Origin of the sequence: Segatella hominis (assembly GCF_004535825.1) — a bacterium.
Classification (GTDB): domain Bacteria; phylum Bacteroidota; class Bacteroidia; order Bacteroidales; family Bacteroidaceae; genus Prevotella; species Prevotella hominis.
Genome location: NZ_SGVY01000025.1, coordinates 1 through 17,822 on the forward strand (window position 1 = coordinate 1; position 17,822 = coordinate 17,822).

The following is a 17,822-nucleotide window of genomic DNA, read 5'->3' on the forward strand; positions in this document are numbered from 1 at the left end:
AGAAAAAGGATTTGGATGGTGAAGGACTAAATCAGCACATAGCTATTTGCTAGAGTAGTTAATAGTACACCTTAACACCAATTAACCAAATCCATGTTACTTGATTCTGGGTGCAAAGGTAAAAGAGTAGTTACTAAAGGCTGCTGCAATGTGGGCTAAGAGAAAAAGAATAGAAAAAGGGAATGACATTACATCATTCCCTCAAGTTTTTCCTGTGCCTCGCGCATATCCTCCTCAAATCTGGTATGATCGAGCAAGAACTCTTTCCTACCGCCAGCAAGCAACTGATATAGCGCCGGATTCATACCCTCCACATACTGAGCAATTGCGTATTCGATATCATCCCGCTGCGTAGGGTTGTTGGAAAATTCATATACACGAAGTTTCTGGTGAATAAAGCAATAAGCCGACTCGATACAGTCACGTCCGATCTCAGCCATTTTCTGCTTATCATCTATAAGAGTTTTATCCATATTATATTTACTTGACATTTTTCATCGAAAGTCCGATGCGCTTGCGCTTCAAATCCACCTCAGCCACACGAACCATCACATGCTCATGGAGTTTCACAACCTCTGAAGGATCGCTGATGTAGCGGTTTGCCATCTGAGAAACATGAACCAGACCATCATTGTGAACACCTATATCCACAAAGGCACCAAACTTGGTGATGTTGGTCACGATGCCCGGCACAACCATGCCCTCCTGCAAATCCTCAATCGTCTTGATGGAAGCATCAAACTCAAATTTCTCCACCTCGCCACGAGGGTCCAGTCCTGGCTTGTCCAACTCAGCCATGATATCAGTCAAGGTAGGCATACCCACCTCCTTGCTCACATATTTCTTGATATCTATTTTCTTCTGCAGAGCCTTGTCCTCTACGAGTTGCTTCACCGTCACGCCCTGATCTTTCGCCATCGTCTCTACCAGCGCATAGCGTTCTGGATGCACGGCACTGTTATCAAGCGGATTCTTGGCACCAGGAATACGCAAGAAACCAGCACACTGCTCGTAAGCCGAAGGACCCAGACGAGGCACCTTCTTCAACTGGGCACGGGAAGCGAAAGCACCATTCTCCCTGCGATACTCCACGATATTCTTGGCAAGCGTAGGACCCAGGCCACTCACATAGGTCAACAGATGCTGCGAAGCCGTATTCAGATTGACACCCACAGAGTTCACGCAGCTCATCACCACCGTATCCAGACTTTTCTTCAACTGACTCTGATCCACATCGTGCTGATACTGTCCCACACCGATGCTCTTAGGATCAATCTTCACCAGCTCCGCCAGAGGGTCCATCAGGCGACGGCCGATAGAAACCGCACCACGCACCGTCACATCCTCATCCGGGAATTCATCACGGGCTATCTTGGAAGCCGAATAGATGGAAGCACCATCCTCGCTTACCACATAGATATCCACAGGATGATCGAAAGCGATTTCGTGCAGCCAGTCGCTCGTCTCACGGCTCGCCGTACCATTGCCCACAGCCATAGCCTCCACATGATACATCTTCACCATGCGCTGCAGAGCTGCAGTAGCCTCGCTGCGCTTGCTGCGAGGAGGATGAGGAAATACGATTTCATGATGGATGAGATTGCCCTGTGCATCCAGACAGGCCGTCTTGCAACCATTGGCGAAACCTGGATCCACTGCCATTACTCTCTTCTGTCCGAGCGGAGCTGCCAAGAGCAACTGACGCAGGTTTTCAGCGAATACCAGAATAGCCTCCTCGTCAGCCTTCAACTTGCTTGATGCAGCAAACTCCGTTTCGATACTTGGTTTCAGCAGACGCTTGAAAGCATCATCCACAGCCTCGCCTACCAAGGTCTGGCATTCCCCATAACCATGTACGTAATGGCGCTTCAACTTATCCGTACACTGTTCGTCATCAGCAGAGATGCTGACACGCAGAATACCGGCAGCCTCTCCACGACGCATAGCCAGCAGGCGATGAGAAGAACAGCGCTTCAGAGGTTCCGAGAAGTCGAAATAATCAGAGAATCGCTGAGCCTCTTCCTCATCCTTCTTCTTAGCCACCACCTTGGAAGTGATGATGGCGCCACGTCTGAACTCCCCACGGATGGCATTGCGGCTCTCCTCGCTCTCGTTCACCATTTCTGCGATGATATCCTTGGCACCCTGAATGGCAGCATCAACATCAGCCACCTTGTCACCCACATATTTCTTAGCCACCTGCATGATATTACGTTCACGCTGGAAGAGCAGAGTTTGTGCCAAAGGTTCCAATCCCGCCTCACGAGCAATCTGTGCACGGGTTCTGCGCTTCGGTTTGAAAGGCAGATAAATGTCTTCCAGTTCCGTAGCGTCCCAGCATTCCTCGATACGCTTCTTGAGTGCATCCGTCAGTTTTCCCTGTTCATCGATCGTCTTGAGAATGGTTTCCTTACGTTTTGCCATCTCCTTGAGTTTATCGTTAGCCTGGGCGATGGCTTCAATGTTCACCTCGTCCATATTACCCGTCTTCTCCTTACGGTATCGGGAGATGAAAGGGATAGTACAGCCCTCTTCGAGCAGTTCCAATGTATTTTCGACAGCCTGCTCTCTCAGTTTGAGCTGCGCTGCGATAATCTTAGTAAATTGATTCATCATTATATTATATTTTTCCAAATAATACGATTTATTCTGGAAATAAAAAGCGGAGAGTGTCATCAGGCACCCTTCGCTCCTTACTTTTATTTAAGAATTGCTTTCTCAACTTTTTTTGTCCTGGTATATACCTAAAGTATAAGCCGTAATTGCCAAAACGCATACGAATATGCACACAACAATAGTCATCATATTTTTTTATTTTTATGAAATAAAAGCCATTTGCCCAATTCTTTATTCAGTTCCATTTTCACACATATTTAAATTACATTCGCAAAAGTACAACGAATAATTGAATTCTCCAAATATTTCAAACAGATTTTTGAGCTTCAATTGAAAAATAAAGCAATTTATAGAGATGCAAAGGTACATAAAAAAAGTCGCAAAGACGAAACTCCTTGCGACTTTTAAGATTTATTTCTTGATAGTAAACTCAAATTTCAAACCACCCTCTGGCAAGTTATTCACCCGGATGGTTCCCCCATGCAGCAGCACGGCATTCTTCACGATGGCAAGCCCCAGTCCCGTTCCGCCCATTTTTCGGCTCCTTCCCTTATCCACACGGTAGAAGCGTTCGAAGAGGCGGGCGATATGCTCCTGCGGCACACCCTGACCATTATCTCTGAAGACAAAGTGCCACTTGTTGCCCATTTCCTTACCCTCCAACGTGATGGTCGTTCCATCACCAGCATAGGCAATAGCATTATCAGTAAGATTGCGGAACACACTATAGAGCAGACTGCGGTTTCCCTTCACCACGATGCGCTCAGGTAGCAGGTTGTGGAACCCCATCTTGTGCTCCTCCCTTTCCAGCGCCGTTTCCCTCATGATGTCTCTCACCATCTTCGTGATATCCACCGCCTCGAAGTCTATCATGTCCGAACCGTCATCCAGTCTGTTCAGCGTCGAGATGTCTCTCAGCAGAGAGGTAAGCCGTTCGCTCTGCGCATGACATCTCTGCAGGAACTGCTCCTTCATCTCCTCGCTGATATGCGGATTGTCGAGTATCGTCTCCAGATAGCCCTGAATGCTCGCCACCGGAGTCTTCAGTTCATGAGCGATATTCTGCGTCAGTTGCCGTTTCAGGATATCCTGTTCCCTTCGGGTGGTCTGGATACGCTTATACATCTTGATGATGCGTTCAGCAATTTCACCCAGTTCATCATCCGGGAATTTAGCCAGATCCTCTATCTCTAAACTCTCGTTGTGATCAGCCTTGTAGGCGAAGATGCGGAGCTTAGCAATATTCTTGCCCAACCGATGGGTGAATCGGTAGAGTACGATGGTCAGGATGATGATGGCGAAAACGGCAAACCAGATGTAATGCTGGTCAGCCTGCAGCGATTTAGAGAGATCATCATTATAAGGCAAGGCACTTCTGATGATGATAGAGTCGACAGGGAAATAGGAAGCCACATAGAAGTAATCCTGCTTCAGGGTCTTCGACTCTCGTTCCACGCTCGATCCCTGTCCATTCTTCAGCGCCTCTTGTATCTCCTTGCGGTTCAAGTGATTGGCAAAATGGTCATAGTGCTTGCTCATATTGTCGTACACCACCTTGCCGTCGGGCCTTATCAGGGTAACACGCAGATCCTTGCTTTCATGTTCACGGATGAAAGCATTCAGTTTGGTTTCCGCCACGACGAGTTTCGAGCGACTCACGCTGGGCAGAGTCTCCAGACTATCGCCGTTGCTCAAGATGATTCCTCTATCATGAGCCAGCGAAAGATCCTCCTCCAAAAGGGCGTTGTAGTTTTCCAGTTTCATCGTGAGCGTACTGATCTTATACTGTTTCTCACGAGTCTGCTGGAACATGATAAAACTGACAGCGAACACAAGGAACACCGTCAGCACCATGAGATACAGTTTTCGCCCAACTTTAGATTTCGTTTTTTGTATTTTCAGCATAGATAAAATCCTTTCTTATCACGCATCAAAATAATATCCGAAGCCGAGTCGGGTGACGATGCACTTCGCAAACTTTCCGATTTTCTTTCTCATACGGGTGATGTTGACATCCACTGTTCGGTCGAGCACGAGCACATCCTTAGGCCATACGCGGTCGATGAGTTCCTGACGGGAGAACACTCTACCCTTCTCTTCCAGGAGAAGTCGGAGCAATTCAAATTCTGTTTTGGTAAAAGGCACATCCTCTCCATCAATGCTCACCGTCTTCTTGTCGATATTGAGCACCAATCCCTGATAGCTGATGATGGTAGGTTCAGCATCCTTGCCCTGCTTATCAGCAGTACGGCGGATGACAGCCCTCACACGCACCATCACCTCACGGATAGAGAAAGGTTTGGAGATATAGTCGTCAGCCCCGAGATTGAAACCGGTAACGGTATCGTTCTCTGTATCGCGAGCCGTCAGGAATATAATAGGAATCTGAGCCGTAGCCACATTCTCCTTGAGTTTCTTCGCCAGCTGGAATCCGCTCATACCTCCCATCATCACATCAAGCAGCAAGAGGTCGTAGGAAGCAATGTCTTTCTCCAGAGCTTCCTCAGCCGAGTTGGCAGTTTCTACCAGATACCCCTCGGTTTCCAAGTTAAATTTCAGAATCTCACAGAGGTCCTGCTCATCATCCACCACAAGGATTTTATAGTTCTTTTCGTCCATCTTTATAATATATAATAATGTATATATAGTCTGAGGGCTTTCCTCGGGTGCAAAGATACGACAAAAAATCTGTAACACGCATTACATTCTATTACAATTTCATTTCAAAAACAAGTAAAAGATGTGACGGGGAATCATTCTTAGAGATCTTGTTTGCTTACGCGTTTTTAGAAAAGCCTTATATCTTATATATAATAATGTGTAGCTTTCTGTAGCCGCATCGCATAGTTTTTAGGCTGTGTGCCTTAACTGGGTGCAAAATTAGGAAATTACAATTACGTACAACAGATGATTTGTACTTTTCTTGTGTATAAAATGTAAACCGAAACAAAATAGACATAAAAAAGATAGAAAATTGAGGAAAAATGTGTCAGTAAGCAAAACAAATGGAACGAAGGGTTTTCATTTGTTTTCCGCATTTATACTTTTTTAATAGCGTGTCGTCACATTAGCTACCAAAAAATTCGTTTGATTACAATCTTATTTCGTAATTTTGCATCCATATTGAATTTATTAGTATTTAAAGAGAATAAGAAAATGACAGATCAAACTAACAATTGCTCCTTGGTCATTGGGGAACGCATAAAACAGGAACTCAAAAGACAAGGAAAAACAACAGTATGGCTCGCAAAGCAACTTGGTTGCCACAGAACCAACATTTATAAGATTTATAGCAAATCTACTATCGACACAGGTATGCTCATGCATATCTGCAAGGTAATCGGCTATAATTTCTTCGACTTGTTGTCTGAGGAATACAAGAAGCAGGTAAACGGTTAATTAGTTTTCACTAAAAAATAAAGGTGACAAAGGTTTCTATGCCTTTGTCACCTTTATTATATATATATACAAATCATACTATGCTAATCTCTTCTCCAATCTCTCACGGATGGCTGCAATGAAGCCGGCTGAGTTGACTGCCTTTGCCTCTACACCTTCCATAAGGTTGACGAGGTCCTTGGTGGCGATACCATCATTCAGCGTATCGAAGCAAGCTGCCTCCAACTGGTCGCCGAAATTCTGCAATGCCTGAATGCCATCTAACTCGCCACGCTTTCTCAACGCACCGCTCCATGCAAAGATTGTTGCCATAGGGTTGGTAGATGTATCTTCGCCCTTCAGATAACGGTAGTAGTGGCGGGTTACTGTGCCATGAGCTGCCTCGTACTCATACTTGCCGTCTGGAGAAACCAATACGGAGGTCATCATCGCCAAAGAACCGAAGGCTGTACTGAGCATATCGCTCATCACATCACCATCATAGTTCTTGCATGCCCAGATGAATCCACCCTTGCTGCGGATAACACGAGCCACGGCATCATCAATCAATGTATAGAAGTACTCAATGCCGAGCTCTGCAAACTTCTCCTTGTAATCGCTCTCATACACTTCCTCGAAAATCTTGCGGAACTGTGCATCGTAAGTCTTGGAAATGGTATCCTTGGTAGCAAACCACAAATCCTGCTTGGTATCGATGGCAAACTTGAAACAGCTATGAGCAAAGCTGCGGATACTCTTGTCGGTATTATGCATACCCTGAATAACGCCAGCACCTTCGAAGTTGTGAATCTCCACCTCCTGCTTCTTTCCGCTCTTACCCTCGAATATGAGTTTGGCAACTCCCGGCTCATCAGCACGGATTTCCACACTCTTATATACATCACCGTAAGCATGACGGGCGATGGTAATCGGCTTCTCCCAGTTCTTCACGCAAGGGTGAATGCTTGGAATCGTGATAGGAGCACGGAACACAGTACCATCCATGATGCTACGGATAGTGCCATTAGGGCTCTTCCACATCTTGTGGAGATGATATTCGTCCATACGCTGGGCATTAGGAGTAATCGTAGCACACTTCACGGCTACACCATATTTCTTGGCAGCCTCAGCAGAATCGATAGTCACCTGATCATTGGTCTTGTCACGGTAAGGCAAACCAAGGTCATAATACTCTGACTTCAAATCTACGAAAGGAAGGATCAGTTCATCCTTGATCATCTTCCAGAGGATTCTTGTCATCTCGTCACCATCCATCTCCACCAAAGGAGTTGTCATCTGAATCTTTTCCATAAGCGAAATACCTATATATGTATTATTAATAAATTACAATTTATAACCACTTAGCGACGGGCGCTTAATAATTTGATTGCAAAATTAATAAATAAATCTCAAAAGAGAAAGAAAACCGCCATTTTTCTTTCAAAGCGACACAAACTTTGAGTCTTTCTTTCTTATTTTAAGTATATTTATACAGAAAAGCACCTGTAATACTAAAAAAGCACCAATGAGCCTAAGCCCACTGGTGCTTCCTAAATTTTACTTATGATACTCTAAAAAGTCTCCGATTTACTTATCGCTCTCTGGAGCCTTGTCGATCAAGTCCATGAACTGGTCGAGCTTAGGAGTGATGATAATCTGAGTGCGGCGGTTGCGCTGCTTGCCAACCTCAGAATCGTTGGTAGTTACAGGGTTGTACTCACCACGGCCACCAGCGGTCAAACGCTTAGGATCTACGCCGAAGTGATCCTGCAAGTACTGTACTACAGAAGATGCACGGAGAGCAGAGAGGTCCCAGTTGTTGCGGATGTTCTTCATCTTGGCACTTGTAGTGCTAACTGGTACGTTATCTGTATTACCCTCTACGAGAACATCGTAGTCCTTGTAGTCCATGATGATCTTGGCAATCTTGCTCAAAGTTTCCTGAGCACGGCTGTTTACCTCATAGCTACCGCTCTGGTAGAGCATGTTGTCAGCCAAAGAGATGTAAACCACACCCTTCATTACCTGTACGTCAACCTCCTTCAACTCGTCCTTGCTGAGAGAGCGGGTCAAGTTGTTGGTAAGCACCATGTTGAGAGAATCGCTCTTGCTCTTCACCTCTACCAAGTGGCGGATGTACTGGTTAGACTCATTGATCTGGTCAACGAGCTTGTCGATGCTGATGTTGTTCTGACTTGCGTTGTTCAAACTCTTGTCGAGCGCATTCTGCATAGACTTATAGTCCTTCTTCATCTGAGCAAGCTGATCTTCGAGAGTTGTTACACGAGCCTGAGAAGCAGCCAACTGCTCCTTTGTATTCTGATAGTTGCTTGACAACTCCTTGTTCTCGTTCTGGCAATTCTGAAGTTCCTTCTTACTTGCACAACTTGTGGCCAACAATGCGCCAGCCATCAAAGCCATTACTAAAAATTTGTTCTGCTTCATATTTTCTGGTTTTTAATTTTTCCGATAGTCGATATTTTACTGAATTACTAAATATAATGAATCCATACACGATGAATAAAAATTCACACGCTGCTTTTCGTTTGCAAAGTTACGAATAAGACTTGAATAAACCACTTTTGTCAAACCCATTTAGATAATTTTAACCACTTTTTCTGTTTTTCTCATCTTTCTCACTCATTTTTAACAAATTAGCGTCTTCATTCAGCAGATTTTCCTGCTCTGTGAAAGCACACAGTTTGGGCAACATACCTAAAAATATAAAAAAACAAGCGTTTTATTTTGTCCTTATTTTAATTTGTATTATCTTTGCACTCGAAAAGCGATACATAGGCCATGTATCCTTACCGAAAGAATAAATACATTAACAATATAAAAAGAGAAATAAGTATGATTCTTTTTTTCAGAACTCCATCTAAGAGTGTGATTGCGACCGAGATTGACCACAAGCCTTCTCAGGACGAAATCAATGAACTTTGTTGGCTTTATGGTGATGCGACTTTAGAGGACGCCCAGCAATTGCAGGGCTTCTATGTCGGCCCACGCCGTGAAATGATTACTCCTTGGAGTACGAATGCCGTTGAGATTACTCAGAACATGAGTCTTAACGGCATTTCGCGTATTGAGGAGTATTTCCCTGTTGATAGCGAGGATGCGGAGCACGATCCTATGCTCCAGCGCATGTACAACGGTATCGGACAGGATGTGTTCACCGTCAACCACGAGCCTGAACCTATCAAGTATGTAGATGACCTCGAAAAGTACAACGAGGAAGAAGGTCTTGCTCTCAGCGAAGACGAAATGGCTTATCTCCACAAGCTGGAGAAGGAGAATGGACGCCCGCTCACCGACAGTGAAATCTTCGGTTTTGCACAGATCAACTCTGAGCACTGCCGTCACAAGATTTTCGGCGGACAGTTTATCATCGACGGCAAGGAGATGGAGTCTTCTCTTTTCAGCATGATCAAGAAGACCACCAATGAGAACCCTAACAAGATTCTCTCTGCCTACAAGGACAATGTGGCTTTCTCTCAGGGTCCTGTCATCGAGCAGTTTGCTCCTGCTGACCAGACTACCAGCGATTTCTTCCAGGTGAAGGACATCGAGAGTGTCATCTCCCTGAAGGCTGAAACCCACAACTTCCCTACTACTGTAGAGCCTTTCAATGGTGCTGCTACGGGTACTGGTGGTGAAATCCGCGACCGTATGGGTGGTGGTGTAGGTTCATGGCCTATCGCAGGTACCGCCTGCTACATGACTGCTTATCCTCGTTTGAAGGATGACAACGGTAAGAGCGATGTGGAGCGCGACTGGGAAGATATCCTGCCTGTGCGCAAATGGCTCTATCAGACTCCTGAGCAGATTCTCATCAAGGCATCTAACGGTGCTTCTGACTTCGGTAATAAGTTCGGTCAGCCTCTCATCACCGGTTCTGTGCTTACTTTCGAGCACCAGGAGAACGGTGAGAAGTATGCTTACGACAAGGTGATCATGCTCGCTGGTGGTGTAGGCTACGGCAAGAAGCGTGACTATAAGAAGGGCGAGCCACAGAAGGGCAACAAGGTGGTCGTAGTAGGTGGTGATAACTATCGCATCGGTCTCGGTGGCGGTTCTGTTTCTTCTGTAGATACAGGTCGTTACAGCAACGGTATCGAGTTGAACGCTGTTCAGCGTGCCAACCCTGAGATGCAGAAGCGCGCTTACAACCTGGTTCGTGCACTCGTTGAGAACGACGAGAACCCTGTAGTCAGCATCCACGACCACGGTTCTGCTGGTCACTTGAACTGTCTCTCTGAGTTGGTAGAAGAGTGCGGTGGCGAAATCGACATGGCTAAGTTGCCTATCGGTGACAAGACCTTGAGCGCTAAGGAAATCATCGCCAACGAGAGTCAGGAGCGTATGGGCTTGCTCATCGACGAAAAATATATTGAAGAGGTACAGAAGATTGCCGACCGTGAGCGTGCTCCAATGTACGTGGTAGGTGAGACTACTGGCGATGCTCACTTCAGCTTCAAGCAGGCTGACGGTGTGAAGCCATTCGACCTCGACGTGGCTCAGATGTTCGGTCATACTCCTAAGACTGTCATGGTGGATGAGACCGTAGAGCGTAAATATGAAGATGTAACTTACTCTGCCGACAACCTCGACGAGTACTTGCAGCGTGTTCTCCAGATGGAGGCTGTAGCTTGTAAGGACTGGTTGACCAACAAGGTGGACCGTTCCGTAACTGGTAAGATTGCCCGTCAGCAGTGCCAGGGTCAGATTCAGTTGCCACTCTCCGACTGTGGTGTTGTAGCACTCGACTATCGTGGCGAGAAGGGTATCGTAACTGCTATGGGTCATGCTCCTCAGGCTGGTTTGGCTGATCCTAAGGCTGGTTCTGTACTCTCTGTAGCAGAGTCATTGACCAATATCGTTTGGGCTCCTTTGGCAGATGGTATGGACAGCATCAGCCTCTCTGCTAACTGGATGTGGCCTTGCCGCAGCCAGAAGGGTGAGGATGCTCGTTTGTACGAGGGCGTGAAGGCTTTGTCAGACTTCTGCTGTGCCATCCACGTGAACGTACCAACAGGTAAGGACTCTCTCTCATTGACCCAGCAGTATCCTAACGGTGAGAAGATCATCGCTCCAGGTACCGTCATCGTAAGTGCTGGTGGTGAGGTTTCTGATGTCAAGAAGGTGGTTAGTCCTGTTCTCGTCAACGACAAGAACTCAAGCCTCTATCATATCGACTTCAGCTTCGACGAGCAGCGTCTCGGTGGTTCTGCCTTCGCTCAGAGCTTGGGCAAGGTGGGCAGCGATGTTCCTACCGTAAAGAACCCAGAGTACTTCGTTGACTGCTTCAACGCTGTACAGGAACTCATCAACCGCGGTTGGGTAATGGCTGGTCACGATATCAGTGCCGGTGGTTTGATTACTACTCTCCTCGAGATGACATTTGCCAACGTAGAGGGTGGTATGAAGATCAACCTCCACGACATCGCTGATGCTGACATCATCAAGACTCTCTTCGCTGAGAACCCAGGTGTTGTTATTCAGGTAAGCGATGCTCACAAGGACGAGTTGAAGGCATTCTTCGATGAGAACGGTATCGGCTATGCTAAGATTGGTTATCCTGCTCCTGAGCTCCGCAAGATCATCATCAAGAAGGAAGGCTTCGAGCACGAGTTTGATATCGACGCTTTGCGCGACGACTGGTATAAGACATCTTACCTCCTCGACCGCAAGCAGAGCATGAATGGTATGGCTAAGAAGCGCTACACCAACTATAAGAAGCAGCCTATCGAGATGAACTTCGGCTACGGCTTCAAGGGCACTCTCGCAAGCTATGGCCTCGACGCTAACCGTCGCACTCCATCAGGCATCAAGGCAGCTATCATCCGTGAGAAGGGTACTAATGGTGAGCGTGAAATGGCTTACTCTATGTATCTCGCTGGCTTCGACGTGAAGGACGTAATGATGACCGACTTGATTTCTGGTCGTGAAACTTTGGAGGATGTGAACTTCATCGTATTCTGCGGTGGTTTCTCTAACTCCGACGTTCTCGGTTCTGCCAAGGGTTGGGCTGGTGCATTCCTCTACAATCCTAAGGCTAAGGAGGCACTCGACAAGTTCTATGCTCGTGAGGATACCCTTTCACTCGGTATCTGCAACGGATGTCAGTTGATGGTTGAGTTGAACCTCATCAATCCTGAGCACAAGCATCGTTCACACCTCTGCCACAATACTTCCAAGAAGTTTGAGAGCACCTTCCTCGGTCTGACTATTCCTCAGAACGAAAGTGTGATGTTTGGTAGCCTCAGCGGTGACAAGCTTGGTATCTGGGTAGCTCACGGTGAGGGTCGTTTCTACTTGCCAGAGCCAGAGGATCACTACAATGTGATTGCGAAGTACAACTATGCTGAGTATCCAGGCAATCCAAACGGCAGTGACTACAACGTAGCAGGTATCTGCTCTGCAGATGGCCGCCACTTGGCTATGATGCCACACTTGGAGCGTGCTATCTTCCCATGGCAGAACGCTTGGTATCCAGCTGATCGCCGCAACGACGAGGTAACTCCTTGGATTGAGGCATTTGTCAATGCACGTCAGTGGATTGAAGAAAGAGCTTTTAAAAAGTAAAAAAGTAAAAAGGTAAACAATGAATAATAGCGTAAGTTATCTTACATTATTCAAAACATTTATGAAGATTGGCATAGTCACCTTTGGGGGTGGCTATGCCATGATTCCTATTATAGAATCCGAAGTCGTCGATAAGCATCATTGGATGACGAAGGAGGAATTTTTAGATGCCATCGCTACTACCCAGGTTTGTCCGGGCGCCTTGGCCATCAACATGAGTTCCCTGCTCGGATATAAGTTGGCAAAGACACCGGGAGCCATTGTCTGCACCCTCGGCGCTTCGTTGCCTTCCTTCCTTATTATATTAGCGATTGCTATGTTTTTCCATCAGTTTGAGGACAACAAGGTGGTTGCGGCGATGTTTGCAGGTATCCGTCCTGCCGTCGTGGCTCTGATAGCTGTTCCTACCTTTTCATTGGCCAAGAGTGCCCACATCTCGTTCGTCAACTGCTGGGTTCCTATCTTATCTGCCCTCCTGATATGGCTGATGGGCGTCAACCCTATCTGGGTAATTATCGTAGCTGCCTTAGGTGGATACGTCTATGGACAGTTTATCCAACCGACGGAGTAATTAAAAAATGGTATCTTTTTTATTCCACAAACAAAGCGAACGAAAAACTCCACCAACTTGGTGGAGAATTACAAAACTCTGATAATAAACTAAATACGAAGCTGCAACAACTTGGTGCAGAAATTCAAGAAACCGAACATTCCCCAAAAATGGGAGTTGCCTCTTATGACAAGGTACGTATCAAGAAAATACGTGAAGCTCTCCCTTCAGAAGAGGATTTAAGTCGCCAGCTTCAACTATTCGAAAATAAAAGAAAGTAAAAAATATACTAACAGATACCATGCCAATAAACAAGGAAAGAGCTATGCTCTCCAGCTTTGTGATGTAATTCTATGGTACAAGAACTACATTGACAAACATAATGATGAAGAAATCAATGCTCTGAATTGGACTATTAAAGATACTGCTAAATTTAAAAAACATTCTTACAACTTTTTTCCAGGTTTTCGGATACTTATTTGCAACTTTTTTCCAGCTTTTCAGGCTTTAAGTTGCAACTTTTTTCCAGCTTTTCACGTGCAAATTTACAACTTTTTTCCAATAACAGCAAGGAAATTACACTTATTTATCAAAAAGAGCGTAAAGTTTTTTAAAATAATTTGGCGGTAATCAAGAAAATCAGTACATTTGCAATTAAAAAAAGAATAAACTATGATATTTCTTCAACTTTTCATCGTATTCTTTCAGATAGGCATCTTCGGATTCGGAGGTGGCTACTCCATGATTTCCCTGATTCAGGGACAGGTGGTTACGCAGTATCATTGGATGACGATGCAAGAGTTTACCGATGTGGTGGCCATCTCGCAGATGACACCGGGACCTATCGGCATCAACTCTGCTACCTATTGCGGCTATACCGCTGTGCACAATGCAGGCATGGGCGGCATGATGGCCATACTCGGAAGTGCCGTGGCAACCTTTGCCCTGGTTCTCCCCTCTTTGATTTTGATGATTCTTATCAGCAAAATGCTGTATAAATATATGAACACATCGATGGTGCAGAGCATCTTCATCGGTTTGCGCCCATGCATCGTGGGCCTGGTAGGCGCCGCAGCCCTGCTCCTGATGACTCCAGAAAATTTCTCTACTCCAGAGAATCCCTGGCATTTCTACATCTCCATCGCCCTCTTCTTTGCCACCTTTATCGGCGTGAAGGTAATGAAGATCAATCCGATAAGAATGATACTCTACTCAGCTTTCGCCGGACTGGTATTACTATATTAAACAAAATCTTACTATGTTATTTGACAGTAATAAATAAAAGTCGAAAATTTGAAAAGCGAAACGGAGAAAACCCATCACCCTTCATCATACCAACATAATCATCTGATATACAAGTGATTACAAACAAAATAACTAAAAATCACCCTTCACCACCCTTCATCGGCCTTCACCTCAAGATGAATCGTCTATGAAGCCTAAGGCTGTCGTCTATGAAGGCAAGTTATAGTCTTAATAGACGACTGGATGGAGTCATAAGAGGGGCTAAATCAAGAAAAAGATGAAGGGTGGTGAAGGGTTGAACTTTACCCTTCACCCTCAAAACCCCTGTGTTTATCGGCATTCCAGACGAAAAGGTGAAGGGTGAAGAGTAAAATCGCAAGCGAACAGAACGACAAATAAGAAGTGGCTACTATTTCAGTTTTATAAAATTGAAGGTGGCTACCTTTCTATTTTGTAAAGTGCCTAAGGAAGGGCACTATTGTGCCAAGGTAAAGGCAACATTGTGCTCGGGTAAGAGCACATTTGTGCCCCCGATAAGCACAAGGGGGACGCAAGTAAGACACCACCCGTAAACCCGAAACACAGATTCCGATCTTTCAGAGATACGAGTCGCAAACAAGTCTTTTGTACTTAGGAAATAAGATTTTTTTCGCTTTGCAAGCAAAAATCCCACAAAATTCTACGGGTAAAAGATTTGAAGAATAAACACTATTTTCTTTTGTTTTTTACAAGATTATTTGTAATTTTAGTCTTTAATTATACCATAAAAAGGTGGATTTTCAGCAGAAAATCCACCTTTTACACTATATTTCGCTTTTTGTCCACCCCATTTTTGCCATTTCTTTGTAATTTTGCAACTGTAATTAAATAAAACGGAAATAAAAAACCTAAGAATAAACAATGAACAAGAAACAGATTTTACTTTCTGCATTGCTCGCCTCAACCATGGCTGCCAATGCCCAAGTTACCATCAATGTGGATGCCTCTAATCCAGGCATCAAGGTTTCACCTAATTTATATGGTATCTTCTTCGAGGACATCAACCATGCTGCTGACGGCGGTCTCTATGCCGAACTCATCAGCAACCGATCATTCGAGGATTCGGAAAAGGATATTCCTACTTGGAAAACTGCCGCTCAGGAAGGTGCTAAAATCAATGCGCAACTTATCAACAAGGACTTGCTCAACAAAGCTCAGGGTAAGGCACTCCAATTGACCATCGCTGCCAAACCTGCTGCTACAGCTTCTATCATCAACGAGGGTTTCTGGGGCATCAATGCTGTTCAAGGCAGAACCTACAAACTCTCTTTCTGGGCGAAAGGTAGCTACAAGGGCGGATTGAAGGCTCGCCTCACCAACGCCAAGGGCGATAAGGTGTATGCAGAAACCGCTCTCAATGCCAAAGTGGGCAAGAAGTGGACTAAATATACGGCTGAGTTGACCGCCAACGGAAACGATGCAAAGGCTCAGTTTGAACTTGTTGCTAATGGCAAGGGAACCATCGTTCTGGATGTAGTAAGCCTCTTCCCTCCTACTTTCAAGAATCGCGAGAATGGCTTGCGTCCTGACTTGGCGCAGCTTCTCTATAATATCCATCCTAAGTTCGTCCGCTTCCCTGGCGGTTGCTACGTAGAGGGACAGGAATCTCCGGAGAATGCTTTCCACTGGGAGAAGACCATCGGTCCTATCGAGGAACGTCCTGGACATAAGAACGTGAACTGGCGTTACCGTACCAGCGACGGTATGGGATTTGATGAGTATCTGCAGTTGGCTGAGGATTTGAATGCCAAGCCACTCTATGTGGTGAATGTTGGTTTGTGGCACGGCGGTATGACTCCGGTAGATAGCATCCAGCCTTGGATTGACGAGTGCATGAATGCCCTGGAGTATGCCAATGGTCCTGTTACCTCTAAATATGGTGCGCTCCGTGCCAAGAATGGGCATCCAGAGCCATACAATATCGAGTACCTGGAGATTGGTAATGAGAATAACCAGCCAAACCCTCGCCAGCAGAGCGATCATTACTACGAGCGCTTCAAGAAATTCAAGGATGCCGTATTGGCAAAATATCCTAAGATGCACCTCATCGGTAACGTGGTAGCCTGGGGCGATGACAATCCTAAGTGGCACAGCGATGAGAGCGTTGAACTCCTTGATGAGCATTACTACAGAAATCCAGCCTGGTTTGCAGAAAACTTCAACAAGTATGATAACTACGACCGCAAGGGCAGCGAGATTTATGTAGGCGAATATGCCGTAACCCAGGGCTTCGGCAATATGGGTTCACTCGATGCAGCACTCGGTGAGGCTGTCTATATGATGGGCATCGAGAACAATTCCGACATCGTGACCATGGCATCCTACGCTCCTATCTTCGCCAATCTCAACAACCGTATGTGGGCACCGGATATGATTCAATATACCTCTGATAAGGTATTCGGAACTCCATCCTACTACGTTCAGAACGTAATGGCGAACAACATCGGTACCCGTGTATTGAAGGTGAACCAGGAGAATCCATACAAGTATGATCAGGCTCGTGTAAAGCCAGCCATCTGCCGTGTAGGTATGGGAACATGGGCTACTCAGGTGTCATTTGAAGACAAGGGCTATAGCGATGAGAACGGAAAGGCACTGCCGATGACACTGCAGGAATTGCCTACAGATGTTCACGGTCAATGGAAGACAGAAGGCAACATCATCAAGCAGACCAGCAACGGAGAGAGCTGCATCCGTCTGAACCCAGGCGAAATTACCAGCAATGGTTATATATATAAGGTACGCGCGAAGAAGGATGCCGGCAACGAAGGTTTCCTCATCGTCTTCAACTACGTGGATAAGAACAACTACTGCTGGTTGAACCTCGGTGGCTGGAACAATACCCAGCACGGTGTGGAGTCTATCGTGAATGGCGCCAAGAGTCAGATTGCTACCTGCCCAGGCAAGATTGAAACCGGCAAGTGGTACGATATCGAGCTGAAAGTAGTAGGCGACAGCATCTTCGCCAAGTTGGATGGCAAGGAGGTATTCGCTACCAAGTTGAAGGCAAACACCCTTCCTGGCATTTTCTCTACAGCAACGCTTGATGAGCAGACGGGTGAGGTAATCCTGAAGATTGCCAACACAAGCTCCGAGCATACAACAGCGAAGATCAATCTTCAGGGCAAGGAGATCAAGAATGGCAAACTCATCCGCCTTTCTGCCAAGAATGGTCTGGAGGAGAATACCATCGACAATCCTACCAACATCTATCCTGTAGAGAACTACGTGACTACAGAGAAGAATGGTGCTACGGTAGAGATTCCAGCCAACTCGCTGAATATCATCAGATTGAAATAAAAGAAAGATATTGAGTTTAAGTTTAAATTTACATGTAGAAAATAGTTGATAAATTTAAAATTAGTTAGTTAAAAACAGTTTGGGCGGCAACCTGCGTGATGCAGATTGT

The 17,822-nt window shown here is 45.7% G+C and carries 11 protein-coding genes; 5 read left to right on the forward strand and 6 right to left on the reverse strand.

Annotated elements, in window-relative coordinates:
- Positions 1 to 188 precede the first annotated feature (188 nt).
- The 4 genes from EXN75_RS09965 to EXN75_RS09980 all read right to left on the reverse strand — a co-directional run bounded on the left by EXN75_RS09965 (position 189) and on the right by EXN75_RS09980 (position 5,235).
- On the reverse strand, positions 189 to 473 hold the full coding sequence (locus EXN75_RS09965; RefSeq protein WP_246031361.1) for a hypothetical protein: 285 nt from the start codon (positions 471 to 473) through the stop codon (positions 189 to 191).
- A gap of 7 nt (positions 474 to 480) precedes the next feature.
- Positions 481 to 2,613, reverse strand: coding sequence for a Tex family protein (locus EXN75_RS09970; RefSeq protein WP_134843712.1), 2,133 nt, complete (start codon positions 2,611 to 2,613; stop codon positions 481 to 483).
- 414 nt (positions 2,614 to 3,027) lie between these two features.
- Positions 3,028 to 4,521 (reverse strand): sensor histidine kinase, encoded by a 1,494-nt coding sequence (locus EXN75_RS09975; protein ID WP_134843685.1) that lies wholly within the window; start codon positions 4,519 to 4,521, stop codon positions 3,028 to 3,030.
- A gap of 18 nt (positions 4,522 to 4,539) precedes the next feature.
- Positions 4,540 to 5,235 (reverse strand): response regulator transcription factor, encoded by a 696-nt coding sequence (locus EXN75_RS09980; protein WP_022111090.1) that lies wholly within the window; start codon positions 5,233 to 5,235, stop codon positions 4,540 to 4,542.
- A gap of 537 nt (positions 5,236 to 5,772) precedes the next feature.
- On the opposite strand from EXN75_RS09980, the gene EXN75_RS09985 reads away from it, so the two are divergent.
- Positions 5,773 to 6,015, forward strand: a complete 243-nt coding sequence (locus EXN75_RS09985) for a helix-turn-helix domain-containing protein (RefSeq protein WP_022111086.1) — start codon at positions 5,773 to 5,775, stop codon at positions 6,013 to 6,015.
- A gap of 78 nt (positions 6,016 to 6,093) precedes the next feature.
- Here the strand turns inward: EXN75_RS09985 and EXN75_RS09990 are convergent, their stop codons facing one another.
- A complete protein-coding gene (locus EXN75_RS09990; protein WP_134843686.1) occupies positions 6,094 to 7,305 on the reverse strand; it encodes an NADP-dependent isocitrate dehydrogenase in 1,212 nt (403 codons plus the stop codon).
- 276 nt (positions 7,306 to 7,581) lie between these two features.
- A complete protein-coding gene (locus tag EXN75_RS09995; protein ID WP_118119270.1) occupies positions 7,582 to 8,439 on the reverse strand; it encodes an OmpA/MotB family protein in 858 nt (285 codons plus the stop codon).
- Between the two features lie 354 nt (positions 8,440 to 8,793).
- On the opposite strand from EXN75_RS09995, the gene purL reads away from it, so the two are divergent.
- The 4 genes from purL (at position 8,794) to EXN75_RS10015 (ending at position 17,713) form a co-directional block, all read left to right on the forward strand.
- Positions 8,794 to 12,579 carry a phosphoribosylformylglycinamidine synthase gene (gene purL, locus EXN75_RS10000; protein WP_118119272.1) on the forward strand — a complete coding sequence of 1,262 codons (3,786 nt, stop codon included), beginning with the start codon at positions 8,794 to 8,796 and terminating at the stop codon, positions 12,577 to 12,579.
- A gap of 19 nt (positions 12,580 to 12,598) precedes the next feature.
- Positions 12,599 to 13,150, forward strand: coding sequence for a chromate transporter (locus EXN75_RS10005; RefSeq protein WP_134843687.1), 552 nt, complete (start codon positions 12,599 to 12,601; stop codon positions 13,148 to 13,150).
- Between the two features lie 651 nt (positions 13,151 to 13,801).
- Entirely contained in the window at positions 13,802 to 14,374 is a 573-nt protein-coding gene (locus tag EXN75_RS10010; protein ID WP_134843688.1) for a chromate transporter, read from the forward strand.
- 900 nt (positions 14,375 to 15,274) lie between these two features.
- Complete coding sequence (locus tag EXN75_RS10015) at positions 15,275 to 17,713, forward strand: alpha-L-arabinofuranosidase C-terminal domain-containing protein (RefSeq protein ID WP_134843689.1); 2,439 nt, start codon at positions 15,275 to 15,277, stop codon at positions 17,711 to 17,713.
- Positions 17,714 to 17,822 lie beyond the last annotated feature (109 nt).